This is a genomic window from Sphingomonas sp. VDB2, from assembly GCF_047946695.1.
GTDB lineage: Bacteria > Pseudomonadota > Alphaproteobacteria > Sphingomonadales > Sphingomonadaceae > Sphingobium > Sphingobium bisphenolicum.
Map to the genome: position 1 here is coordinate 36257 of NZ_CP159617.1, position 23972 is coordinate 60228.

A 23972-nucleotide genomic window follows, 5' to 3' on the forward strand; every position below is an offset into this window, starting at 1 on the left:
GACGGCTAGGCCAGCAGTGGCGGCGGAATGCCCCCCATTCCGCCGCCACTGATATGCCTGTCATGGTGTGCGCGGCCGATCCGGTCCTCCGATCAGGAGTTTTCCATGCGATTGTTTGTTTGTGCGCCGCTGCTCGCGGCGATCCCCGGGATTGCGTTCGCCGGTCCGCTGACCTTCGATGCGGCGCTTCGCCAGGCTAAGCACGATGCTCCCTCCATTCGAGCGAAGACACTTGGCACTGATGCCGCGCGTTCGGCGCGTGGGGCCGCGGGAACGCTGCCCGATCCCACCCTCGCAGTGGGCGTAGACAGCTTCCCGATATCAGGACCGCTCGCGTTCGAGCCGCAGCGGGACAATTTTACCATGGCGCGGGTGGGCGTGTCTCAGGACATTCCCAACCTCGCCAAGCGCCATGCCCAGCAGGCGCGCGCCGATAGCGACATCAGGGCGGCGGAGGCTGATACGGCGGTCGAGGCGCGCACCGTCGAGGTAGGTACGGCGTTGGCGTGGATCAATCTGGCCTATGCCGAGCGCAGGCTTGCTGCTCTTGAAGACGTGCTGTCCCGGCTCGAGCGCGTCGTAGGGACCACGACCGGCGCTGTCGCTTCGGGCAGCGTACGGCCGGCGCAGACGCTTGCCGGTCAGCAGGCCATCGCCACGATGCAGGATCGCCGGAGCGAACTGGTCTCGAACGTCGCGCGTGCCCGCGCTACACTTACCCGTTGGACCGGCGATCCCGCGCCGGAGATTGCCGGTCCAATTCCCGAATTTCCGGTCGATGGGACCGAGCTTCGTGCTGGCCTCGATCGCCATCCCACCATCCAGATGATCGATGCCCAGGCTGGGCAAGCCGATGCCGATATAAGGGTGGCGGATGCCGGTCGGCGTTCTGACTTCGGCGTGAATGTCGCCTATCAGCGCCGCGATCCCCGTTTCGGCGATTATGTCTCTGCTGGCGTGACGGTCAGCCTGCCGTTCTTCACCCGCAATCGTCAGAACGCCGGAATCGCCGCTGCCCAGGCCAATGCCGGGCGCGTTCTGGCCGAACGCGAAGCGGCGCGCCGCGCTCTTGCTGCCGACCTCGATGCCGATATCGCCGACCATGTCATGCACCACGAACAATGGATGCGCGCGCAAGGAACGCTGCAGCCGCTGGCCGAGCAGCGCGTGAAACTGGAGACCGCCAGCTACGGTGCTGGACGCGCCAGTCTTGTCGATGTCGCCGACGCTTATGCCGCGCTGGCCGACGCAACCCTCACTGTCCTCGACCGCGAGGCGCTGGTCGCCGCTGACGGCGCGCGATTGACTCTCACATACCGGAGCGAAGATCGATGAGCCTCGAGATATCACCGCGCGCCCGGCTGGGTCTTGCCGCCGCAGCGCTCGCCCTCGTCGCTGGTGGCGCGGGCTATGGCATCGCCCATCTCGGTGGGAGCGAAACCGCTCCTACGCAAACAGCCGATTCCGGTCGTAAGGCGCTTTACTGGTACGATCCTATGGTGCCGCAAGAGCACTACAACAATCCGGATACGCTTTCGTCGATGGGGATGAAGACCATCCCCAAATATGCCGATGAAGGCGGCGGCAACGCGCCGGGCATCCGCATCGATCCCGCTGCGTCCCAAACGCTGGGGCTGCGCGCGGTCGCCGTACGACGGGGACAACTGACCAGCAGCCTGACCGCCACCGGCACGATCGACTTCAACCAGCGCGATGTCGCGATCGTCCAGGCGCGCGCTGGCGGGTTCGTTCAAAGGGTCTATGCCCGGGCGCCCGGCGACATCATTGGCGCCGGTGCCCCACTCGCCGACCTGCTCGTTCCCGAATGGGGTGGCGCACAGGCCGAGTTCCTGGCCGTCCGCCGCACCGGGAGCGCGGCTTTGATACAGGCAGCGCGCCAGCGGCTCATACTGCTTGGCATGCCGTCTGGTACGGTCGCATCGGTCGAGCGAACGGGTCGGCCGCACAATGTCATCACGATTTCCACGCCAACCGGCGGCGTTATCAAGACGTTAGATGTGCGGGCCGGCATGACGATGACGGCAGGACAGACGCTTGCCGAGGTCAACGGCCTTGGCACGGTCTGGCTCAATGCTGCCGTGCCCGAAGCCATCGCGGGACCGCTCAAGCCCGGACAAATCGTGCAGGCCACGCTTGCCGCATTCCCCGGCGAGACATTGTCGGGCCGTGTCTCGGCGATTCTGCCTACGACGCAGGCCGACAGTCGGACGCTCACCGTGCGGATCGAACTACCCAATCGTGGTGGTCGTCTGCGCCCGGGTATGTTCGCAACCGTGTCGTTCGGCGGCAGCGCACAGCCAGCATTGCTCGTACCCTCCGAGGCGCTGATCCGCACCGGCAAGCGGACCTTGGTGATGCTTGCGCTAGATAAGGGCCGCTACCGGCCGGCCGAGGTGCAAACCGGCAGGGAATCCGGGGACGACACCGAGATCCTCGCCGGGCTCTCCGAAGGCGAGAAGGTCATCGCTTCGGGGCAGTTCCTGATCGACTCCGAGGCTAGTCTTTCCGGCGTGCAGGCACGGCCGATCGGTGGCGGTGTGCCGATGGCAGTTGGCAAACGCGCAGCTACGGCCGCGCTCTACGAGACCGTAGGCAAAATCGAGCAGCTTACCGCCAATTCGGTGACGCTGAGCCACGAGCCGGTGCCGGCGATTGGCTGGCCGGCGATGACGATGACCTTCCAGCTTCCCGATCCGAACGTCGCGCGGGGCCTGAAGACGGGCGATCGTGTCCGTTTCGGGTTCGATCAACCGCCGGCCGGGCCGACCGTGCGCCGCATGACGAAGGTGGCGGGGCAGTGATCGCCCATCTCATCCGCTGGTCGGTCAGGAACCGCTTCTTCGTCCTGATCGGCGTGCTGGCCCTTATCGGCATGGGCGTCTGGGCTGTGCGATCGACCGCGATCGACGCGCTGCCGGACCTCTCCGACACGCAGGTCATCATCCGCACCAGCTATCCGGGACAGGCGCCGCAGATCGTCGAGAATCAGGTCACTTATCCGCTGACGACCACCATGCTGTCGGTGCCGGGTGCCAAGACGGTGCGCGGCTATTCCTTCTTCGGCGACAGCTTCGTCTATGTGATCTTCGAGGACGGCACCGATCTTTATTGGGCGCGCAGCCGCGTGCTCGAATATCTCAATCAGGTACAGGGCCGCCTGCCGGCGAGCGCCCGCAGTGCGCTCGGTCCCGATGCAACCGGTGTCGGCTGGGTCTATGAATATGCCCTGATCGATAAGACCGGCCAGCACGATCTGGCCCAGCTTCGCGCGTTTCAGGACTGGTTCCTGCGCTACGAGCTGAAAACCGTTCCCGGTGTTGCCGAGGTCGCCAGCATCGGCGGCATGGTCAAGCAGTACCAGGTGCTGCTCGATCCGGTGAAGCTCGCCGCTTACGGTATCACGCACCAGCAGGCCGTGCAGGCGATCCAACAGGCCAATCAGGAAGCGGGCGGCTCCGTGCTGGAGATGGCCGAGGCCGAATATATGGTCCGTGCCTCGGGCTATCTGAAGACGCTCGACGATTTCCGGGCCATTCCCCTGCGGACCGCAATGAGCGGTGTGCCCGTGCGGCTAGGCGATGTCGCCACGGTCCAGATTGGCCCCGAGATGCGGCGCGGAATCGCCGAGTTGAACGGCGAAGGCGAGGTCGCCGGCGGCGTCGTGATCCTGCGGTCGGGCAAGAATGCGCGCGAAACCATCGCCGCGGTCAAGGACAAGCTCGCCAGCCTGAAGGCGAGCCTGCCGCCCGGCGTGGAGATCGTCACCACCTATGACCGATCGCAGCTCATCGACCGTGCGGTCGATAACCTCACCCACAAGCTGATCGAGGAGTTTATCGTCGTCGCGATCGTCTGCGGCCTCTTCCTCTGGCACGTCCGTTCGGCGCTGGTAGCGATCCTGACCCTGCCGATAGGCGTGCTGGCGGCGTTCGTCGTGATGCGGTTCCAGGGGGTAAACGCCAACATCATGTCGCTGGGCGGCATTGCCATCGCGATCGGCGCGATGGTCGATGCGGCGGTGGTCATGATCGAGAACGCGCACAAGAAGATCGAGCGCTGGGAACATGATAGCCCGCAGCAGCTGCTCGATAATCCGACACGCTGGACCGTCGTCACCGATGCCGCGGCCGAGGTCGGCCCAGCGCTATTCTTCAGTCTGTTGATCATCACGCTTTCGTTCATTCCTGTGTTCACACTGGAGGGGCAGGAGGGCCGGCTATTCGCGCCGCTGGCGTTCACCAAGACCTATGCGATGGCATCGGCCGCGATCCTCTCGGTGACGCTGGTCCCCATCCTGATGGGGTATCTCATCCGGGGCCGCATTCCCGCCGAGCAGTCCAACCCGATCAATCGCTGGCTGACCAATATCTACCGGCCCGCCCTCGACTGGACTATGAAAAAGCCCAAGGCGGTGCTGCTGATTGCGGTTCTGGTCTTCGCAACGACGGCTTGGCCGCTCTCCCGGCTCGGCGGCGAGTTCATGCCGAATATGGACGAAGGCGACCTGCTCTATATGCCCTCGGCGTTGCCGGGACTGTCGGCGGCAAAGGCCTCGCAACTGCTCCAGCAGACCGACCGGCTGATCAAGACGGTGCCGGAGGTCGAAAGCGTGTTCGGCAAGGCGGGACGCGCCGAGACTGCCACCGATCCCGCGCCGCTCGAAATGTTCGAGACCACCATCCAGTTCAAGCCGCGTGACCAATGGCGGCCCAATATGACCACGGACAAGCTCGTCGAAGAGCTGGACCGCACGGTGAAGCTACCCGGCCTCGCCAATGTCTGGGTGCCGCCGATCCGTAACCGCATCGACATGCTCGCGACCGGCATCAAGAGTCCGATCGGGGTCAAGGTCTCGGGCGCCGACCTCGCCCAGCTCGACCGCATCGCCCATGATATCGAGACGGTCGCCAAGACCGTGCCGGGCGTCAGCTCGGCACTGGCCGAGCGACTGACCGGCGGGCGCTATGTCGATGTCGATATCGATCGTGCCGCCGCCGCCCGTTTCGGGCTCAACATCGCCGACGTGCAGGCGATCGTCTCGGGCGCGATCGGTGGCGAGACCATTGGCGAAACCGTCGAAGGGCTGGCACGCTACCCAATCAGCGTGCGCTATCCGCGTGAGCTGCGCGACAGCCTCGAAGGACTTCGCACGCTTCCGGTCCTGACGCCTTCGGGCCAGCAGATCACGCTGGGCACCGTGGCGAAGGTTTCGATCGCCGAAGGGCCGCCGATGCTCAAGACCGAGAATGCCCGGCCATCGACCTGGGTCTATGTCGATGTACGCGGCCGCGATCTCGCGTCGGTGGTCGGTGACCTGCAAGGGGCGGTGGCGAAGGAGGTAAAGCTCTCGCCGGGCGTCAGTATCGCCTACTCCGGCCAGTTCGAATATCTCCAGCGGGCCGTCGAAAAGCTCAAGCTGGTCGTGCCAGCGACACTGCTGATCATCTTCGTGCTGCTCTTCCTGATCTTCGGCCGGTTCGACGAAGCCGCGCTGATCATGGGCACGCTCCCGTTCGCGCTCACCGGCGGTATCTGGACGCTTTACCTGCTCGGCTTCAACCAGTCGGTGGCGACGGGCGTCGGGTTCATCGCGCTGGCCGGCGTGTCGGCCGAGTTCGGGGTAGTCATGTTGATCTACCTCAAGAATGCGCTGGAAGAGCGTGGTGACGATCCTGATGCCGACCAGATCGAGGCGGCGGTCCGCGAAGGCGCGCTGCTCCGCGTCCGCCCCAAGGCAATGACAGTCGCAGTGATCCTCGCCGGCTTGTTGCCGATCCTGCTCGGCTCGGGCGCGGGTTCGGAAGTGATGAGCCGGATCGCCGCGCCGATGATCGGCGGCATGCTCACCGCGCCACTGCTCTCGATGTTCGTCCTGCCCGCTGCCTATCTGCTGCTTCGTCGGCGGCGAGTAAAATCCCTCCACCAACCTGTTTAATCTGCAAGGAGAAGACCATGACTATGATACGACTGACCATTGCTCTCGGCCTCACCGCCCTGACCGCCGCCTGTGGCAAGAAGGCGGAGACGCCGGTTGCGGCCGAGACCAATCAGGCGGCGCCCGCCGCGGCCATGAGCGGCGACATGGGCAACATGGCGATGGCGCCGGCGGCGACTGCGCCGATCAAGGCCAAGGGCCATGGCAAGGTCACCGCCATCGACAAGACCGCAGGCACGATCACGCTCGACCATGGCCCGATACCTGAAGCCAAATGGCCGGCGATGACCATGACGTTTAAGGCGGCACCTGCGGTCACCGGCGCGGCAAACGTAGGCGAAAAGGTCGATTTCGACGTCACACTAACCGGCAGCGCCGGCGAGGTGACGGCGATCCAAAAGCAGCCTTGAACGGTCGATTTTATAAGGGCCATTAAAGCGTAATTAACCTCGTTCCTTCACGCTTCAGCTATGGAAAAAGACAGAGCTGAGCGCGGGACGCAGATCAACACAGGAAGAACCGCGCGGGGGCAGTCGTGATTGCCACCGCGTTCGGTTGCATGGCTCTTTTGTGCGTCATCAGCTGGCCGTTTTTCAGCGACTATAAAAAGGTCGTCAAAATTCAGAGCGCAGGCGCTGCCGCCTTCGCGATGTATTTTCTGATGTTGGGATCTCCTACCGCAGCGATCGCATGTCTCATTTCTTGCGCGCAACTCATCGTTTCGGCATCGGTGCGTGATCGCTATGTCGTCGTGCGGCTTTACGGGGCCAGCCTCATTATATTGTCCTTCCTGTCGGTTGTGACATGGCACGGCATCCCGTCTGCGTTGGCATTGACGGGGAGTTCGCTGGGTAGTCTGGCGCGCTTGCAGACATCGACCACGCGTATGAAGGGGCTGTTCCTCTTGGGGGCTCCATTTTGGCTTGCCCATAATTTGATCGTTGGAGCCCTGTTTGCGTTAGGAACCGACGCGGTATCGTTGGCGTCAAACCTTGCAAATCTGATGAGGTTTCTGGTTCGTCGCCGGCACATTGTCTCTTTCAACGCGAAGCCCAGCGTTCCCGCTACTGATCCTACTGGAATATTTGCACTGGCTGGACCGGTTGTGAGACTGGGCATTTAAGCGGCTGCTACGGAATAAGATGCGGTGATATTGGTGCCGGGTTTGCTGCCGGGGCGCATGGCCCCGCCGGTGGTCGCCTCGGCATGCTAGCGATCGCTGGAGCCTGCCTTGCCTCGGACGGCCTCGACATTTTGGGAAGACTTTCCCTATAAGCCTGAAGTCACTATAAGGTCACCAATGATGTTGTCCGGGTCGCTCAGCATCGGCAAACTTGCTGCCGCAACAGGAACGAAGGTCGAGACGATCCGCTACTATGAAAGCGCGGGCCTGCTTTCCGCGCCGGAGCGGACGAAGAACAATTATCGTGCTTACTCCACGCACCATCTTGCGCGGCTTAGCTTCATTCGGCGCGCCCGGGCGTTGGGGTTTTCACTCGATCAGGTGCAGACGCTGCTGGGTCTCGCCGATCAAAAGGATATATCCTGCTCGGCAGTGGATCTGATCGCGCGAGAACATCTTGCCGAGATCGATCGCAAACTGAAGGATCTGGCAACGCTGCGTTCGGAGCTCAGCAGCCTCATCGTCCAATGCGGCCATGGCACGATCTCGGAATGCCGTATCATCGACACGCTGGGGCCAGAGGCGGATCGCGCGGGATGAGGCTAACGCTCTCGTCGGCTATTGCAACTAAGTCGCAAAACTTCTTGACCCTCTAGCTGCTAGAGGGTTTATGAGGCTGGGATGTCCCGTCCAGACCTTTGCGAATCCTTCGAATTCGGCCCTGCTTTTTCGCACTTACCGAGGCCATCGATCCGGCGGGTCTTGGCCGTCCTGGCGGCATTCCTGTGCATGGTCGGCATCAGCGGCATTGCCCGCGCCGATACCGCCGATGTGCAGACGGCATGGCGGCTGCTCGACTATATGGCGGTCGACTATGGTGGCGCCGTCAGCGGCGGTCGGGTCAAGAGCGCCTCGGAATTTGCCGAAATGACCGAATTCGCGGCGTCGGTATCGACCCGTCTCGCCGCTCTGCCACCCACGCCGGCGCGCGCTACTCTGATCGCGGACGCAAGCCGGCTTCAGGGCGTGATTGCCGCGAAGGGCCCGCCCGAAGAGGTCGCCCGCATTGCCCATGGCCTCGCTGCCGATCTGCTCAACGCCTATCCGGTGCCCCTAGCGCCAGCCAAGGCGCCCGACCTGGCGCGCGGCGCGACCCTGTTCGCGCAGAATTGCGCGAGCTGCCATGGCATGACCGGGGATGGGCATGGCCCCGACGCCGCCAAGCTCACCACCCCGCCGATCGCCTTCAGCGACGTGAAGCGCGCACGGCAGCGCAGCCCCTTCGCGCTCTATCAGGTCATCGAGCAGGGTATCGACGGCACAGCGATGCAAAGTTTCGCGAGCCTGCCAAGCGATGATCGCTGGGCGCTGGCCTTCTATGCCGGTCGCTTTGCTTTTTCCGATGCCCAGGCAGCCGAGGGTGAGCGGCTGTGGAAATCCGACGCCAGTCTTCGGCGGGCCATTCCCGACCTGACGGCGCTGGCTGGATTGACGCCGGAAACACTCGCAAAGGCCGTTGGTCCTGACAAGGCCGACGCGGCGATCGCCTATCTGCGCCGCCATCCGGAGGTGGTGATCCCGAAGCCCGCAGGCTCGCTGAGCGTCGCGCGCGACAAGCTGCAGCGCAGCCTGGCAGCCTATCGCGACGGCGATCGCCACGCCGCCCAGGAACTCGCGCTGTCCGCGTATCTCGACGGGTTCGAACCGCTCGAGCCGATGCTGACCGCGCGTGACGCAACGCTCATGGGTCATATCGAAAGCGCCATGGGCGAATTCCGGGCCTCGCTCCAGCAAGGTCGGCCCGCCGACGAGATAGCGACCCGTGTCCAGGTGCTCGATGGCTTGTTCGATGACGCCGATGCGGCCTTGTCCCCGGACGCGACGAGCAGCGCATCGACCTTTCTGGGCGCGTTCACCATCCTGCTACGCGAGGGGCTCGAAGCCCTGCTGATCGTCGTCGCGATGATCGCCTTCCTGCGCAAGGCCGAGCGACCCGAGGTGCTGCCCTATGTGCATGGCGGTTGGATCGGCGCGTTGGCGGCGGGCGGTCTGACCTGGGTGGTTGCAACCTATGCGATCGGGATCAGTGGCGCGAGCCGGGAGCTCACCGAAGGGTTTGGATCGCTGTTCGCGGCCGTCGTCCTGCTCTCCGTGGGGATATGGATGCACGGCAAGGCGCAGGCGGACCAATGGCAGCGCTACATCCGCGAAAAGATGTCGCGCGCGCTGTCACGGCAATCGGCTTGGTTCCTGTTCGGCCTGGCCTTCATCGTCGTCTATCGCGAGGTGTTCGAGACCATCCTGTTTTATGCCGCGCTCTGGACCCAGGGTAATGGCGGGGTCATGCTGGCTGGCGCCGGCTCGGCGGTCCTGCTGCTCGGCCTCATTGCCTGGGCGATGCTGCGCTACAGCCGCGACCTGCCGATCGCGAAGTTCTTCGCCTATAGCGCGTGGCTGATGGCGCTCCTCACCATCGTACTCGCCGGCAAGGGCGTGGCCGCGCTGCAGGAAGCCGGCATGATCGACATCGCCCCGCTCTCCGGCGGAATTCGCGTCTCGGTGCTCGGCATCTTCCCGACCGTGCAGTCGATGGGCGCCCAGTTGCTGATGCTCGTCGCGGTGGCCGGCGGGTTCATTCTCAACCGGCGCCGTGCCGTCGTGGCAACCACCTGATGAAGATCGGAGCAGGAAGCGATATTCGCCTTGACCCTCTAGTAGCTAGAGGGTGCATAAGGCTTCTCATGATGCTTGCACGCGTGGATAATCATGGTCTGTAATAGCTGCCAGTCGGATGCGCCGGCGGCGCCCGATCCGCGCTGGCGCCGCGTCCTGTGGATCGCTCTCGCGATCAATCTGACGATGTTCGCTGGCGAGATCGTGGCGGGTATCGCCTCGGGGTCGCGTTCGCTCCAGGCGGACGCGCTCGATTTTCTAGGCGACTCCGCAAATTATGCGATCAGCCTCGGGGTCGCGGGTATGGCACTGGGCTGGCGGTCGCGTGCCGCATTGCTGAAAGGCGGCACCATCCTTGCCTTCGGCCTCTACGTCTTGATCACGACGCTGCTTGCCGCGCTGGGCGGGGGCATACCGCAAGCTGGGACGATGGGTATCGTCGGCGTGATCGCACTGGTCGCAAACGGCAGCGTTGCGCTCATGCTCTACCGCTATCGGAGCGGCGACGCGAATATGCGATCGGTGTGGATCTGCTCGCGTAATGACGCCATCGGTAATTTGGCAGTATTGCTTGCCGCTGCAGGTGTGCTCGGCACGGGCACGGCTTGGCCGGATCTGGCGGTAGCCCTGATCATGGCAGGGCTCGGCATTTGGGGTGGCCTCCAAATCATTATCCAGGCGCGGACGGAGCTATATCCCAAACCATCTGAGGATGCGTCGGCACAACTTCCGCTGACTTCTGGCAGCTTGCAGTTGCTGGAGCGCAAATAGATGCTTTCCATCGCAATCCGCCTTCGCGCAAGACACGCCCGATCGCGCGAGTTTATGCGATGACATCTCATTCCTTTATGCGATGTCGGGGCTATCCCGTTGTCGGCTTTCCTGTTAGTCGGTTGTCCGTGCGACGCTTGCTCAACATCCTCGCTTATTTGGCGATCGTCCTTTCCCTTGGGACGACGGCGACGGCGCATGTGCTGGAACGGCCGGATGTAAGCGTTACATCCCAGGAAATAGGCGTGGACGAAGTTGCTCTAGGCCATGCGCCCGGCGACGCCGATCAAGTGCCCTCCGATGGTGACAAAGGGTATCCTCACCATCACGGCGGTTGCCACGGTGATCATGTCGCAGCGCCGGTCAAGATCTCCAATGCCGCGCTCACGCACGACCTTCGGCTTGCCCCCATTTTCGCAAGCCATTCCATGCGGCCGCTCTCAACTGCCGATCCGGCGCTGAGGCCCCCACAAGCCTGACGATCCGCTGACCTCGCCGGCCATTGCCGCGCGGGGCGAATCCGGTTCGTCAGGAGTCATCATCTATGTATCGTACAATCGCGGCCGTTATGGTCGCGGCGACCTTGGCCAGTACGGCCGGGGCGCAGACAGCATTGCCGCCCGGCATTCCGGCGGCGAACCCTTCGTCACAAGCGGCAGACGCGTTCTCGCTTGAGAATGCGCTTGCTGCGGGCGGTATGCCATCAGCCCCGTCGGCCGCCGCCCGTAATGGCGCGGCATCGGGACCTGAGGGTAATAATCCAGCCCCGCTTCCATCGGTCGCGGCGGCGACGGCCGGCGTCGGCGCCGCGACAGCGGCACGGCGTGTTGCCGGCCTGCGCCCCAACCCCGAGCTTCAGGCTCAGGTCGAGAACGTCGCTGGCACCGGCGTCTACAAGGGGCTGCGGAGTTCCGAAACGACGGTCGGTGTTGCGCTCCCGCTAGAGCTGGGTGGCAAGCGGCCGGCGCGTGTCGCGCTTGCAACCGCTCGCCTAACTCGCGCGCAGGTCCAGGCTGAAATCGCGAGAGCGGATCTCCGCTTGCGGATTACGCAGCTTTATATCGAAGCCGCTGCTGCCGAGCGTCGGGCAGAGGTGCTGAGCGAGCAGGCTGGGATCGCCAACAACGCGTTCCGCGTCTCTAGCGAACGCGTCAAGGCCGGCGACGTCGGCCCGATCGAGCAACAACGGGCAGACGTGCTGCGCATCAATGCGCAAGTCGCGGCCGACAGTGCCGCCCGTCAGGCACAGGCGGCGCGTGCCAATCTTGAGACGTTGCTTGCTGTGCAGGTGACGGGACCGCTTGATCGCGGATGGTTCGAGCGAATCGATGGCTACGGACCGCCCCGACCCATCGACGTCGAAGGCACGTTGGCGCTGGCTGCTGCGGAAGCCGACGTTCGTACCGCAGATGCGCAGGTCCGGGTTGCGAGATCGCTGCGGATGCCCGATCTGACCGTCAGCACCTTCGCTCGCCGGTTGGAGGCGACTAACGATACAGCGGCTGTGGTCGGTATCTCGATTCCGATCCCGTTTTTCAACAACGGGAGCGCCTTTGTGGCGCAATCGCGGTCCGAACAGACGCAGGCCATCGCGCTGCGCAACCTCGCGGTGGTCGATACGCGTCAACAGATTGCCAGTGCGCAGACCGAGGTGGCGAATGCTGCCGCGACAGCGCGGGCGGCAGGTGGTCCTGGCCTCGCTGCGGCCCAGGAAGCCGCCCGCATCGCCCGGATCGGTTGGAGTCAGGGCAAGTTTGACCAGATCGCGCTTCTCGATGCCGAGCGCACCCTTTCGCAAACCCGCCAGACCTACGTCGATGCACTCGCTGCGTATCACGACGCGCAGGCTCGGCTCGACCGGCTCACGACGCCGGCCCCCACGATTTCCGGAGATGATCGATGATGATGGATAAGCGCCTGCTAGGCGGCGGCGCCGCCGTCGCGATTGTCGCCGCACTTGGTGGTTACGGGATCGCACGCTGGACTGGGAATGAACCTGCCGCGACCGAAGCGGCAAGCGGGAACGCCGCTGCCCCTGAGAAGGAGGAAAAGGCCCCTGATACGGTGGCGATGACTCCGCAGGCGGTCCAGCAAGCCGGTATTGCCACCGAGACGATCAACCCGGGTGGACTCGGCGCGGAGATCGTCGCGCAGGCGACGGTCAGCGCGTCACCACAGGGCGAAGCGATCGTGACCGCCCGCGCCGCCGGCGCGGTCACACGGCTGCTGAAACGGCTCGGTGATCCGGTGCGTGCCGGTGAAACGCTCGCCGTCGTCGAGAGCCGGGATGCGGCGCAATTTGCCGCCGATCGCACCGCCGCGGCTGCCAAGTCGACGCTGGCGCAAAAGGCGCTCGCCCGTGAGCAATATCTGTTCCGCCAAAAGGTCTCGGCGCGGGTCGAGCTGGAACAGGCCGAGGCGGAAGCCGCATCGGCCGCCGCAGAAGCGCGCCGCGCCAGTGTGGCTGCAGGGGCCGCACGGGTGACATCGGACGGTCGCGGTGTGCTGGTGTCGAGCCCGATTTCAGGCCGTGTCACTTCGGAGAACGTCAGCCTAGGCGCGTTCGTCCAGCCCGAGACCGAGCTGATGCGCGTCGCGGATGCGTCGAAGATACAGATAGAGGCTTCGGTCGGACCGACTGACGCGCAACGGCTCTCGCCAGGAGATCGAGCGATCATCGAGCTGCCTGACGGGCGGACAGTCGAGGCAAAGGTGCGTGCTGTCACGCCAGGACTTGCCAACGACACGCGCTCAGCGACCGCCGTCCTCGATGTGCCCGGCACGCTTCAGCCGGGTCTCGCGGTTCGGGTGCGATTGCTGCCGAGCCGTGGCGGCACGTCCAATGCGATCGTGGTGCCGGAGGATGCGGTCCAGACGCTCGAAGGGCGCGACATCGTGTTCGTGCGGACCGCGCAGGGCTTCCGCGCTCAGAATGTCACGATCGGGCAGCGTAGCAGCGGTCGCGTCGAGATCCTGAAGGGTCTCGTTGGCGGCAGCCAGGTCGCAACCAAGAACGCATTCCTGCTCAAGGCCGAACTCGGCAAGGGCGCGGGCGAGGAAGAATAAACCATGATAGCCAACCTTATGGCGCTCTCCGTCCGCGCCCGCTGGACGGTCCTTGCCTTGTTCCTCGTCATCGCCGGTCTCGGCGTGTGGCAGCTCTCCAAGCTGCCGATCGACGCGGTGCCCGATATCACCACCAAACAGGTTCAGATCAACACGGTCGACCCGCGGCTCTCGCCGGTCGAGATTGAGAAACTCGTAACCTACCCGGTTGAAATCGCGCTCGCCGGCATCCCCGGCCTGGAAACGACGCGCTCTATCTCGCGTAACGGCTTCAGCCAGGTCAGCGCGATCTTCACTGACGATACCGATCTCTATTTTGCGCGTCAGCAGGTTGGTGAACGGCTGCGCCAGGCGACAGAAAACCTGCCCGACGGCGTGCAGCCGCAGGTTGGACCGGTGTCGACCGGCCTAGGCGAAATCGTCATGTACACGGTTGATTATGCCAATCCGGACGGGAAGGGCGCCAAAAAAGTCGCCGGCCAACCCGGCTGGCAGCCTGACGGCAGCTATCTGACACCCGAAGGAGAGCGGCTGACCGATGCGGTGGCCAAAGCGAGCTACCTGCGCACCGTTCAGGATTGGATTATCGGACCTCAACTGCGGTCGGTTAAAGGCATTGCCGGGGTCGATTCGATTGGCGGCTATGCCAAGACCTTCGTGGTCGAGCCGGATCCGACCAAGCTCGCCAATTTCGGTGTCTCGTACAGTGAGCTCGGCCAGGCTCTCGAAAACGCCAATCTTGCGGTCGGTGCGAATTACTATAACCGCGGCGGCGAAGCCTATCTCGTGCGCGTCGACTCACGCGTGCGAACCGTTGATGAAATCCGCAACGCGGTCGCGGCGACACGAGGCGGAACGCCAATTACCATCGGCCAGATCGCGAACGTTCGCGTTGGTGGCGATTTGCGGACGGGTGCCGGCAGCATGAACGGCCGGGAAGCGGTCATTGGCACTGTGCTGATGTTGATCGGCCAGAACAGCCGCGTCGTAGCTGAGTCGGCAACTGCCAAGCTCGATCAGGTAGCAAAGACGCTGCCGCCGGGTATCGAGGTGAAGGTTGTGCTGAACCGCGCGGCGTTGGTTGGGGCCACGGTGGCTACGGTGCAGCGCAACCTCACCGAAGGCGCAATCCTCGTTGCGGCGTCGTTGTTTCTGCTGCTCGGCAATTGGCGCGCGGCGATTATCGCGACACTGGTGATTCCGTTCTCGTTTCTGATGATGGCGATGGGGATGAACGCCTTCAAAGTCCCCGGAAACCTGATGAGCCTGGGCGCGCTCGACTTCGGTTTGATCGTCGACGGCGCGGTCATCATTATCGAAAACTGCCTCGCCAGATTGGCGCATCGACAGGAACATGAAGGCCGGCTGCTTTCTCTGCGAGAACGGCTCGAGGAGACGATGCGGGCCGCGCAGGAGATGATCAAGCCGACCGTATATGGTCAGGCGATCATCCTCCTCGCCTTCGCCCCGCTCCTGACGTTCACGGGCACCGAGGGCAAGACGTTCTCGCCGATGGCGATCACCATCATGCTCGCGCTGGTGGCGGCTTTCGTTCTGGCGATCACGCTGGTGCCGGCGCTGGTGGCGATCATGATTCGCGGAAAAGTCGCGGAAAAGGACGTGTGGTTGATCCGGAAGTCCAAGGACCGCTACCTGCCTTTGCTGGACAAGGCGATCGCACGCCCGTGGCCGTTCATCCTGGGGGGGTTAGCCTTCTTTTTGGCGGCAATTCCCGCATTTGGCTTACTGGGATCGGAGTTCATTCCGCAGCTCGACGAGAAGAATCTCGCCTTCGCATCGACTCGCGTGCCCTCGGTCAGCCTCGATCAGTCGCTGGCAATGGAACGCAAGGTCGAAGAGGCGGTGATAAAGATTCCGGAAGTCGCCTTGATGTTTTCCAAGACCGGCACGGCGGAAGTAGCCAGCGACCCAATGCCGCCGAACGTATCCGACGGCTTCGTCATTCTGAAGGAGAAGGAAGAGTGGGCCGAGGGTACGACTAAAGCCGACGTGGTCGCGAAGATTGAGAAAGCGACCAAAGGGCTCCTCGGAAATCTCTACGAGGTCAGCCAGCCGATCCAGCTCCGCTTCAACGAACTAATCGCCGGTGTCCGCGGCGATGTCGCGATCAAGCTCTACGGCGACGATCTCGACAAAATGGCGCTGACCGCCAACGAGATGGTGCGGGTGCTTCAGACCGTACCCGGTGCGGCGAGCGTCAAGGCCGAGCAGGTCGGTGGTGCGCCGGCGCTTGATGTAAGGCTCGACCGCGCGGCGATAGCGCGGTTGGGTCTTACGGTGCGCGACGTCGCGGACACGGTTGCGGCAGGGCTCGGCGGCCGTGAATCGGGGCTCGTCTATGAGGGCGATCGGCGGTTCGATGTCACCGTGCGCGTGCCTGAGGCCACGCGCGCGAACCTTGACGAAATCCGGACGCTGCCGGTGCTGCTGCCGGAAGTCGCGGGACGGCCGCGTGCTCAGGTGCCGCTTGCGCAAGTGGCGCAAATCCGGCTGACGGAAGGTCTGAACCAGATCAGCCGGGAGAACGGCAAGCGTCGCGTGGTCGTCCAGGTCAATCTCGGCGGCCGCGATGCGGGTTCATTCGTCCAGGAAGCGCAGGCAAAGATCGCACAGGTCAAGTTGCCTGCCGGTTACTACCTCGAATGGGGCGGTCAGTTCGAGAATTTGGCCGCGGCATCGAAGCGCCTATCGATCGTGGTGCCACTGTGCTTCCTGGTCATCTTCGGGCTGCTCTACATGGCACTCGGCGGCTTCGGCAGGGCAGCATCGGTGTTTTTGGCGGTGCCACTTGGTCTGGCGGGCGGCGTGTTTACCCTGCTGCTGACCGGTATCAACTTTTCGGTGTCGGCGGCGGTCGGATTCATCTGTCTTGCCGGCGTGGCGGTGCTGAACGGCCTCGTGGTGATGTCCGCGATCCGGGAACGCATCGAAGCGGGACTGCCAGTGGCGGAGGCGATCCGCCATGGCATGGCGGAAAAGATGCGGGCGGTCATCATGACCGGGTTCGTGCCCGCGATCGGCTTCGTGCCGATGGCGCTCGCGCATGGCACCGGTGCCGAGGTGCAGAAGCCGCTTGCCGTCACCGTGATCGGTGGTCTCGTGGCCGCCACCATCCTGACACTGCTGGTGCTGCCGGCGATCGCGAAGGTGATCCTCGGGCGGACCGATCGTCAAAATGAGCAAGAGGCGAACACGCCGCATGGCGAGGAACCCGCCCCCCTGAAAGGAGAAGCATGATGGGAGAACCGGTCCGGAAACTGCTGCGCATCTACACGGATGAAGCGGCCTATATCGGCGATCGCAAGGTCTTCGAATATGTCGCCTCGCTGGCGCGTGATCGTAAGATGGCGGGCCTGACGGTGCTTGAGGCGCTGATAGGCTTCGGGGCATCGGCGCACGTCCACCGACGCCATGTGCTTGAGAGTGATCGGGCAGTGGTGATCGAAATCGTCGATTTCGAGGATGCTTTGCGCGCGTTCGTGTCTGCCCTGAGCGATGTCCCCGACATCGGGCTAATGACGCTTGAGGCGGTCGAGGTCATTGGTGGCAAGGCCAGCAAGACGCTGGACGCCTAAGACGATGAACCGCGGCCCGGCAAGCAAGAGGGCTTGCGCCATGCAAGCCCTCGACGCCCCACCAGCTCCCATCAATCCCCCGTCCAATCGGGGAGGGGGCCACCTCTGCGCGGCCTCCGGTTTCGCCGCGCCTTGGCCGGACAGGACAGGCAGCCATGAAGGAAGAGACAAGTTTCGAGTTCAATATGTCCGCGCTGCGGGTTTGGTCGCTGATTTCCGATCTGAGGGGCTTCGCGCGATGGCACCCGATCTATCGCATCGCGGGCGATGCCGAACGCGGTGCCGAAATGGACGTCACTTGGCTGCTCTTCAAAGGCGACCGGAAGATGACGACGCAAATGGTCATCAACCGCCTGACCAAGCCCCAGCTCATCGGGTGGCAGATGGGCGTAAAGGGCTTCCTCACCTTCGACGAACGCTACGAGATCGAGCCGATCGCGAACGGTGTCTGCATTCACCATTCGGTCGAATGTCGTGGCATTATCGGCGGCCTGGCCGGCCGCATGATGCGCAAGGGTCTGCGACGGACAATGCGGGTGCAGGATGCGGCGTTTCTCGCCCTCCTGCGCCGGCAATCGCGACTGCCAGGGCGGTCCATGCGGCATCATCGGCGCCCCATCAAACCACCGCCGCCTCGCGGTGCCGCGAACGACTAACGGGCCAGCATTCTAAAGAAGGGAATCCATCATGGTAGACAACCGTCCCTCCGCAGGGCTGCTATGCCCGACGTGCCGCGTCGATCTCGTCATGAGCGAGCGGCAGGGCATTGAGATCGACTATTGCCCGCAGTGTCGTGGCGTCTGGCTCGATCGCGGCGAACTCGACAAGATTATCGAGCGCAGCGCCGGCGATGACAGCGCGCGGCCGTTGAGCGGCGTTCGCCTCGGAATATCCGATGATCGCGGCCATGGCGATCATGGCGGAAAGCACGGCTACGAGCGGGGGCATAAGGGTCGCCGCAAGGGCTTCCTGAGCGAATTGTTCGACTGACTGCTATGGATCGGCCGCCACACAACGAGTCCTTCGGAAGTCCGTGTGAGAACGGCCCGCGCCATGGGCGTGCCCCCTGCGCCCATGGCGACAGATTATGGAAAGTCGGGGAAATAGCGGCTCGGTGCCTTGGGAGCGGCCCGGTTCGGAGGATCATACTCGCAACCGGGCTTGCTCTAGCGCCGGGCCTGCTCGGCTGCTCGCCAGCCACTAACAAGAGCGAGGCTGAAGCGTCGCGTGATCGCGAGCTGCCCAACTTTATCGGCGAGCATTTCTATGCCTGTCCTGATGGTTCACGCCTCGATGTCGACTTCCTCGGCGATGGCCTGACCCTCGACATCAAGACCCGACCGAACGCCGCTCCGGAACGCGTAACATCGCCGGCAAGCGGGCGGACCTATGTCGGTCGGAACCTCAACGTGTCGATCTCAGGCGGCGACCAGATCACACTCAAGCGCCCCGGTGCGCGCGCGCTGGCCTGCAAGAGGGTGCTCGCTTATCAAGATGCAGCGGACAGTGTGGCAGGCGGCCAAGGCAAAGGTTCGGCCGAATGATGACGCTGCCATATTGGGGAGAGACTCTTTCCCATGTCGTCAGTCTCGCGCTGGCCTATGCGCTTGCGCTTCCGGTTGGCTGGGACCGGGAGAAAGACGAACGCAGCGCTGGCATTCGCACTTTCCCGCTGGTCGCCATCGCCAGTTGCGGGTTCGTGCTCGTCGGCATCGCCATTCTCGGACGCACGTCTCCTGCCCAAGCACGCCTGCTCGAAGGATTGATCACCGGCGTCGGCTTCATCGGCGGCGGCGCCATATTGAAGTATCGCGGGAAAGCGTCAGGGACCGCGACCGCTGCAAGCCTGTGGTCGACCGGCGCACTGGGCGCCGCTGTCGGCTACGGTCTCTATGACATCGCGGTGGTTCTCAGTCTGACGACCTTCCTGACATTGCACTTTTCCCATCCGCTAAAGCGCGCCTCCCAAGATTACCTCGAGCCGGCTGACCGGCAATGAAGCGCAATCGTCTCTCAAGTTCGCTTGTGAAATGCCGCCGGCCAAAAAGCGGTGGACATTCAAGGCCCATGACTGCGCTTTCGAACGACGACCGTCGTTCGCGCTTGGTACGCTGGGCTTCTTTGCTCGAACGAGACCCAAATCAGCTTATCACGCTTCTACGTCCGTCATGGGCATCGGGCGACGACGTCGCACCGATGGCAGGCAAACCAAATGCCTTTGACCTGGCGTTTGCCGACCCGGTTTTTCGGGTGACGGGTCTCACGGGACGCTCTCGGGGCGACGTGAGGTCGTTTTTCCAGCTTTCGGATACCGAATTGGACCGGATCGCGTCCGGGTCTTGGCGTGTCCAGATGCGCCCTGCCTGGCAGGTCGCAACGCGCATCCGCAACGTCGCCGATCCGCGGCAGGAAAAGCTGTTGCTCGTGGGCGTCATGGTCATGATCGCCGTCGTCGTCGGAGCTGCGCAATGGCTTGGATGAGTATCATGATTTTCCCGGAGGCACGCATGACGCCATTGCGGATTGGGATCGCGAGCATCAGCGCCGTGCTGGCGTTATCGGGCTGTACCGAACAGCCTCGTAAGGCACCGCCGACCGAACAGGAAATCCACGCGAGCGACAGCGGGGACGGAAGTGGAACCCCCGGACGTCACCCCTATCGGTGCGACGACAATCGCCCGCTCCTTGTCGACTTCAAGAATGAGGGCCTGGCGCTCGAGCTGCGCCGCGATGCGAACGCGGCGCCGATCGTCCTGACCGCGCCGGCACCCGGGCTGCAATATGTCGGCGACACGATGAGCGCGACCTTCGCGGGCAACGACATCAAAATCGAGGGAGCGGACAAGCGTCCGGTTCTGTGCAGGAAGGCAACGAGCTTGTGACCAACTCTCCCGGCACAGGGGGGCGCTGACGATGGCAGCGCTCAAATTCGCCCTGATCCCCATGATCGCGATCATGATCGGCGCGCTGGTCGCCGGATGGCGCACGCCTGGTGAAAAGCTGGTCGCGGCCATGCAGCATCTCGCGGCCGGCGTGGTGTTCGCCGCCGCTGCGACGGAGATCCTGCCGCTGGTGATGCACGGCGGTTCTCCGACCGCGACGCTGATCGGCGGGGCGCTGGGCGTCGCCGTGATGCTCGGCCTGAAAGCGGCTGAAAGCCGGTTTGAGGGACCTGTCGCGCTTCTCGCCGCGATCGGGCTCGATCTGGCGATAGATGGCCTAGTTCTCGGCCTCGCCTTCATTGCCGGCGAGAAGGCGGGCACGCTGTTGGCCGTCGCGCTCACGCTCGAAGTGTTGTTCCTGGCCCTGACCCTCACCAATGATCTGGCAGGTCGGTATCGCAAGGTCAAAGCGATCGGCCTGACCTGCGCGCTAGCGGTGCTGGTGCCGATCGGCGCGCTGATCGCGCAGCCGGTGGCCTTGCTGCCGCCGATATGGATCACCGGCTTCCTGAGCTTCGGCCTGATGGCGCTGCTCTATCTCGTCACCGAAGAGCTGCTGGTCGAAGCGCACGAGAAACCGGACTCGCCGCTTATCAGCGCAATGTTCTTTGTCGGCTTCCTCGTCCTCCTGCTGATCGAGGAAATCATGACATGACGGCTCCCCTGGACGGAAAGGTCTCGGCCGAGCGGCGCACGCTCTGGATCGTGCTGCTGCTCAACGCGGCGATCGCCGCCGGCTTCTTCGTGACGGGCCTGATTGGCGATTCCAGCGCGCTCATCGCCAATGGCGTCGATAACCTCTCCGACACGGCGGTCTATGGGCTGAGCCTCGTCGCGCTGAGCCACGGGCGCACATGGAAGACACGGGCTGCAACCGTGTCGGGCGTCATGCTGCTGATCTTCGCCGTCGGCATCCTGATCGACGTCGGCCGCCGCTATATCCAGGGCAGCGCGCCGATCGGTCCCACGATGATGGTGATGTCGGCAATCGCCGGCGTCGTGAACTATGTCTGTCTGCTACTGCTCCAGAAGCTCAAGCAGCCCGATGTGAACCTGCGTGCCGCGACCACGTTCAGTTTCAACGATTTCATCTCCAACGGCGGCATCCTGATCGCGGGCGCGCTGGTGCTTTGGCTGGGGACGAATTGGCCCGATCTGCTGGTGGGCCTGGCTACCGCTCTTATCGCGATCAAGGGCGGCATCGAAATCCTGCGCGATGCGCGGGCAGAAACCAAGACCAATGCGGAGACGGCCTGATGACCGAAAAGCTCGAACTCGATATTCCCGTCCTGCTGCCGGAGGTCCCCGACGCGGCCGATGCCTGTGTCGGGCGTCTCGTCTCGACGCTCAGCGCCAAGCCCGGCGTCGAGCGCGCGCATGTCCTGCCTGCCGATGGCACCACGCCGGCGAAGCTCTGCATCCATTTCGACGGGGCTGCGCTGCCGCTACCGCGTGTGCGCGAGATGGTGCGGGCGGCGGGCGCCGATATCAGCGGGCGATACGGCCATGCGACATGGCAGGTCGAGGGCATCGGGCACGAACGCCGCGCCCGCACCGTCGGCGAGACCCTGTGCCAGATGCCCGGCGTGTTGCAGGCCGACGCCAGCGCCTCCGGCAGTGTCCGCGTCGAATATGACAGGGAGCGCGTCGACGAGGCTGCGATCGTTGCGGCGCTGGGCAAGCTCAAGGTCAAGCCGGGGAAGCGGACCGGCTCCGATCATGCCGACGACCATGCCGGGCACGATCACGGGCCTGGCGGCCATGCCGAAGGCGCGGAAAAGCACGGACCGGGCGATGGCCACGATCACGCCCACGCCAATTTCCTCGGCCCCAATACCGAGCTGATCTTCGCGCTCGCCTGCGGCGCGCTGCTGGCAGTGGGATTCGCCATCGAGAAGCTGGTTGCGGGCGCCCCCGACTGGCTTCCGACCGCCTTCTATGTCGGCGCCTACGTGTTCGGCGGCTTCTTCACGCTGCGCGAGGCGATCGACAACCTGAAGCTCAAGAAATTCGAGATCGATACCTTGATGCTCGTCGCTGCCGCCGGCGCCGCGGCGCTCGGTGCATTTGCTGAAGGCGCGCTGCTGCTGTTCCTGTTCAGCCTCGGCCATGCGCTCGAGCATTATGCGATGGGTCGCGCCAAGCGCGCGATCGAGGCGCTGGCTGAGCTCGCGCCCGACAAGGCGACGGTGCGCCGCGACGGACAGACGACGGAGATTCCGGTCGAGGAGCTGGTGGTCGGCGACGTTGTGATCGTTCGTCCGAATGAACGCCTGCCCGCCGACGGCTTCGTCATCAAGGGGTCTAGCGCGATCAACCAGGCCCCCGTCACCGGCGAGAGCATCCCGGTCGACAAGGAACCGGTTGCCGATGTCGAGGCGGCGCGCGCGAAGCCCGATGCGGTCGAGGCGACGTCGCGGGTGTTCGCCGGCACGATCAACGGCGGGGCCGCGATCGAGATTGAGGTGACACGGCGTTCGAACGAAAGCGCGCTCGCCAAGGTCGTGAAGATGGTGAGCGAAGCGGAGACGCAGAAGTCGCCCACGCAGCGGTTCACCGATCGGTTCGAGCGCGTCTTCGTGCCGGCGGTCCTGGCACTCTCGTTCATCCTGCTGTTCGCGTGGGTTGTGATCGACGAGCCGTTCCGCGACAGCTTCTATCGCGCGATGGCGGTGCTCGTTGCCGCCAGCCCGTGCGCGCTGGCGATCGCCACCCCAAGCGCGGTCCTGTCCGGGGTTGCGCGGGCGGCACGCGGCGGCGTGCTGGTAAAGGGCGGCGCGCCGCTGGAAAATCTCGGCTCCCTCAAAGCCATCGCGTTCGACAAGACGGGGACGCTGACGGAAGGCCGGCCCCGCATCACGGATGTCGTCCCCGTCGAGGGGGCGAGCGAAGAGGATCTGTTGGCACTCGCCGTCGCGGTTGAGGGCTTGAGCGATCATCCGCTGGCGCAGGCTATCGTGAAGGATGGTCGCGAACGCCTGGGCGGGCGCGAGCTGCCGACCGCGACCGATCTCAAGAGTTTGACGGGACGCGGCGTTACAGCAACCGTTGATGGCGAGACGGTGTGGATCGGCAAGGCTGAGATGTTCGGCAAGGAGGGTATCCCGACGCTGAACGCGGCCGCGACAGACGCCATCGCATCCCTGCGCGAGAGCGGGCGCACCACGATGGTCGTCCGCAAGGGCGATAAGGACATCGGCGCGATCGGGCTGATGGATACGCCGCGCGAGGCGGCAAAGGTTGCGCTCAAGCGGCTGCGCGAGATGGGCATCACCCGGATGATTATGATCTCGGGCGACCACCAGAAGGTGGCCGACGCCATCGCCAAGGATGTCGGGCTCGACGAGGCATGGGGCGACCTGATGCCGGAGGATAAAGTTGCCTCGATCAAGAAGCTCGCCGGCGAAGACAAGGTTGCGATGGTTGGGGATGGCGTCAACGACGCGCCGGCGATGGCGAGCGCCACGGTCGGCATCGCGATGGGCGCTGCGGGCTCGGACGTGGCGCTGGAAACGGCCGACGTCGCGCTGATGGCCGACGATCTCGCGCACCTGCCGTTCGCGGTGGGTCTGAGCCGCCACACCCGCGGCATCATCCGGCAGAATGTGTTCGTCAGCCTCGGCGTCGTGGCGTTCCTCGTGCCCGCGACGATCTTGGGCCTGGGCATCGGCCCGGCAGTCGCGATGCACGAAGGCTCGACGCTGCTGGTCGTGTTCAATGCGCTGCGGCTGCTCGCCTACCACGATCCGGCGACGCAAGCGGCATGACGGCGGACCGCTACGACGCGCTGATTGTCGGCGGCGGCCCCGGGGGCCTCACGGCGGCGATCTACCTTGCGCGTTATC

General features: G+C 64.1%; 21 protein-coding genes and 1 pseudogene. All 22 read left to right on the plus strand.

Translation table 11 applies throughout. The features are described from left to right. Positions 1-105: 105 nt before the first annotated feature. On the plus strand, positions 106-1335 hold the full coding sequence (locus tag ABT375_RS22430) for a TolC family protein (protein WP_416466039.1): 1230 nt from the start codon (positions 106-108) through the stop codon (positions 1333-1335). Further along, positions 1332-2822, plus strand: coding sequence for an efflux RND transporter periplasmic adaptor subunit (locus ABT375_RS22435; RefSeq protein ID WP_416466041.1), 1491 nt, complete (start codon positions 1332-1334; stop codon positions 2820-2822). Before ABT375_RS22430 ends, ABT375_RS22435 begins: the two co-directional genes overlap by 4 nt. Then, entirely contained in the window at positions 2819-5956 is a 3138-nt protein-coding gene (locus tag ABT375_RS22440; RefSeq protein ID WP_416466043.1) for an efflux RND transporter permease subunit, read from the plus strand. The genes ABT375_RS22435 and ABT375_RS22440 overlap by 4 nt, the downstream gene beginning before the upstream one ends. Before the next feature lie 17 nt (positions 5957-5973). After that, positions 5974-6366: a copper-binding protein gene (locus tag ABT375_RS22445; protein ID WP_416466045.1), complete on the plus strand. Its 393-nt coding sequence runs from the start codon at positions 5974-5976 to the stop codon at positions 6364-6366. Positions 6367-6491: 125 nt separating this feature from the next. Then, positions 6492-7079 carry a YgjV family protein gene (locus ABT375_RS22450; RefSeq protein ID WP_416466047.1) on the plus strand — a complete coding sequence of 196 codons (588 nt, stop codon included), beginning with the start codon at positions 6492-6494 and terminating at the stop codon, positions 7077-7079. 180 nt (positions 7080-7259) lie between these two features. Beyond that, positions 7260-7679 (plus strand): MerR family transcriptional regulator, encoded by a 420-nt coding sequence (locus tag ABT375_RS22455; RefSeq protein ID WP_416466062.1) that lies wholly within the window; start codon positions 7260-7262, stop codon positions 7677-7679. 189 nt (positions 7680-7868) lie between these two features. Then, the gene (locus tag ABT375_RS22460) at positions 7869-9752 is read left to right on the plus strand and encodes an FTR1 family protein (protein ID WP_416466049.1); all 1884 of its coding nucleotides are present in this window, start codon (positions 7869-7871) and stop codon (positions 9750-9752) included. Between the two features lie 93 nt (positions 9753-9845). Then, positions 9846-10523, plus strand: a complete 678-nt coding sequence (locus ABT375_RS22465; protein ID WP_416466050.1) for a cation transporter — start codon at positions 9846-9848, stop codon at positions 10521-10523. 137 nt (positions 10524-10660) lie between these two features. Beyond that, the gene (locus ABT375_RS22470; RefSeq protein WP_179563601.1) at positions 10661-11002 is read left to right on the plus strand and encodes a hypothetical protein; all 342 of its coding nucleotides are present in this window, start codon (positions 10661-10663) and stop codon (positions 11000-11002) included. 65 nt (positions 11003-11067) lie between these two features. Continuing rightward, entirely contained in the window at positions 11068-12426 is a 1359-nt protein-coding gene (locus ABT375_RS22475; RefSeq protein WP_416466052.1) for a TolC family protein, read from the plus strand. Further along, on the plus strand, positions 12426-13589 hold the full coding sequence (locus ABT375_RS22480; RefSeq protein WP_416466064.1) for an efflux RND transporter periplasmic adaptor subunit: 1164 nt from the start codon (positions 12426-12428) through the stop codon (positions 13587-13589). Before ABT375_RS22475 ends, ABT375_RS22480 begins: the two co-directional genes overlap by 1 nt. Positions 13590-13592: 3 nt before the next feature. Further along, complete coding sequence (locus tag ABT375_RS22485) at positions 13593-16847, plus strand: efflux RND transporter permease subunit (protein ID WP_416466054.1); 3255 nt, start codon at positions 13593-13595, stop codon at positions 16845-16847. Beyond that, positions 16847-17185 carry a DUF190 domain-containing protein gene (locus ABT375_RS22490; RefSeq protein ID WP_416466066.1) on the plus strand — a complete coding sequence of 113 codons (339 nt, stop codon included), beginning with the start codon at positions 16847-16849 and terminating at the stop codon, positions 17183-17185. Before ABT375_RS22485 ends, ABT375_RS22490 begins: the two co-directional genes overlap by 1 nt. Before the next feature lie 155 nt (positions 17186-17340). Further along, positions 17341-17841: an SRPBCC family protein gene (locus ABT375_RS22495; protein ID WP_416465909.1), complete on the plus strand. Its 501-nt coding sequence runs from the start codon at positions 17341-17343 to the stop codon at positions 17839-17841. A 31-nt stretch (positions 17842-17872) separates the two neighbouring features. Further along, entirely contained in the window at positions 17873-18175 is a 303-nt protein-coding gene (locus tag ABT375_RS22500; protein WP_416465911.1) for a zf-TFIIB domain-containing protein, read from the plus strand. A 553-nt stretch (positions 18176-18728) separates the two neighbouring features. Continuing rightward, a complete protein-coding gene (locus ABT375_RS22505; RefSeq protein WP_416466067.1) occupies positions 18729-19184 on the plus strand; it encodes an MgtC/SapB family protein in 456 nt (151 codons plus the stop codon). Positions 19185-19252: 68 nt separating this feature from the next. Continuing rightward, positions 19253-19666, plus strand: a complete 414-nt coding sequence (locus tag ABT375_RS22510) for a hypothetical protein (RefSeq protein WP_416465913.1) — start codon at positions 19253-19255, stop codon at positions 19664-19666. Next, a complete protein-coding gene (locus ABT375_RS22515; protein ID WP_416465914.1) occupies positions 19663-20067 on the plus strand; it encodes a hypothetical protein in 405 nt (134 codons plus the stop codon). The genes ABT375_RS22510 and ABT375_RS22515 overlap by 4 nt, the downstream gene beginning before the upstream one ends. 31 nt (positions 20068-20098) lie before the next feature. Beyond that, complete coding sequence (locus ABT375_RS22520; RefSeq protein WP_416465916.1) at positions 20099-20782, plus strand: ZIP family metal transporter; 684 nt, start codon at positions 20099-20101, stop codon at positions 20780-20782. After that, a complete protein-coding gene (locus tag ABT375_RS22525) occupies positions 20779-21384 on the plus strand; it encodes a cation transporter (RefSeq protein ID WP_416465918.1) in 606 nt (201 codons plus the stop codon). Before ABT375_RS22520 ends, ABT375_RS22525 begins: the two co-directional genes overlap by 4 nt. Next, entirely contained in the window at positions 21384-23894 is a 2511-nt protein-coding gene (locus ABT375_RS22530; RefSeq protein ID WP_416465920.1) for a heavy metal translocating P-type ATPase, read from the plus strand. Before ABT375_RS22525 ends, ABT375_RS22530 begins: the two co-directional genes overlap by 1 nt. Then, positions 23891-23965, plus strand: a pseudogene (locus tag ABT375_RS22535) (hypothetical protein); the annotation flags it as partial. The gene ABT375_RS22530 and the pseudogene ABT375_RS22535, both read left to right, overlap by 4 nt. Positions 23966-23972: the final 7 nt, after the last annotated feature.

What these genes read in the sequence shown, in the direction of transcription:
- ABT375_RS22430 (WP_416466039.1), top strand. Translation starts at nt 106, where the DNA reads ATGCGATTGTTTGTTTGTGCGCCGCTGCTCGCGGCGATCCCCGGGATT.
- ABT375_RS22435 (WP_416466041.1), top strand. Translation starts at nt 1,332, where the DNA reads ATGAGCCTCGAGATATCACCGCGCGCCCGGCTGGGTCTTGCCGCCGCA.
- ABT375_RS22445 (WP_416466045.1), top strand. Translation starts at nt 5,974, where the DNA reads ATGACTATGATACGACTGACCATTGCTCTCGGCCTCACCGCCCTGACC.
- ABT375_RS22455 (WP_416466062.1), top strand. Translation starts at nt 7,260, where the DNA reads ATGTTGTCCGGGTCGCTCAGCATCGGCAAACTTGCTGCCGCAACAGGA.
- ABT375_RS22460 (WP_416466049.1), top strand. Translation starts at nt 7,869, where the DNA reads ATGGTCGGCATCAGCGGCATTGCCCGCGCCGATACCGCCGATGTGCAG.
- ABT375_RS22465 (WP_416466050.1), top strand. Translation starts at nt 9,846, where the DNA reads ATGGTCTGTAATAGCTGCCAGTCGGATGCGCCGGCGGCGCCCGATCCG.
- ABT375_RS22475 (WP_416466052.1), top strand. Translation starts at nt 11,068, where the DNA reads ATGTATCGTACAATCGCGGCCGTTATGGTCGCGGCGACCTTGGCCAGT.
- ABT375_RS22480 (WP_416466064.1), top strand. Translation starts at nt 12,426, where the DNA reads ATGATGGATAAGCGCCTGCTAGGCGGCGGCGCCGCCGTCGCGATTGTC.
- ABT375_RS22485 (WP_416466054.1), top strand. Translation starts at nt 13,593, where the DNA reads ATGATAGCCAACCTTATGGCGCTCTCCGTCCGCGCCCGCTGGACGGTC.
- ABT375_RS22490 (WP_416466066.1), top strand. Translation starts at nt 16,847, where the DNA reads ATGGGAGAACCGGTCCGGAAACTGCTGCGCATCTACACGGATGAAGCG.
- ABT375_RS22495 (WP_416465909.1), top strand. Translation starts at nt 17,341, where the DNA reads ATGAAGGAAGAGACAAGTTTCGAGTTCAATATGTCCGCGCTGCGGGTT.
- ABT375_RS22500 (WP_416465911.1), top strand. Translation starts at nt 17,873, where the DNA reads ATGGTAGACAACCGTCCCTCCGCAGGGCTGCTATGCCCGACGTGCCGC.
- ABT375_RS22505 (WP_416466067.1), top strand. Translation starts at nt 18,729, where the DNA reads ATGACGCTGCCATATTGGGGAGAGACTCTTTCCCATGTCGTCAGTCTC.
- ABT375_RS22510 (WP_416465913.1), top strand. Translation starts at nt 19,253, where the DNA reads ATGACTGCGCTTTCGAACGACGACCGTCGTTCGCGCTTGGTACGCTGG.
- ABT375_RS22515 (WP_416465914.1), top strand. Translation starts at nt 19,663, where the DNA reads ATGAGTATCATGATTTTCCCGGAGGCACGCATGACGCCATTGCGGATT.
- ABT375_RS22520 (WP_416465916.1), top strand. Translation starts at nt 20,099, where the DNA reads ATGGCAGCGCTCAAATTCGCCCTGATCCCCATGATCGCGATCATGATC.
- ABT375_RS22525 (WP_416465918.1), top strand. Translation starts at nt 20,779, where the DNA reads ATGACGGCTCCCCTGGACGGAAAGGTCTCGGCCGAGCGGCGCACGCTC.
- ABT375_RS22530 (WP_416465920.1), top strand. Translation starts at nt 21,384, where the DNA reads ATGACCGAAAAGCTCGAACTCGATATTCCCGTCCTGCTGCCGGAGGTC.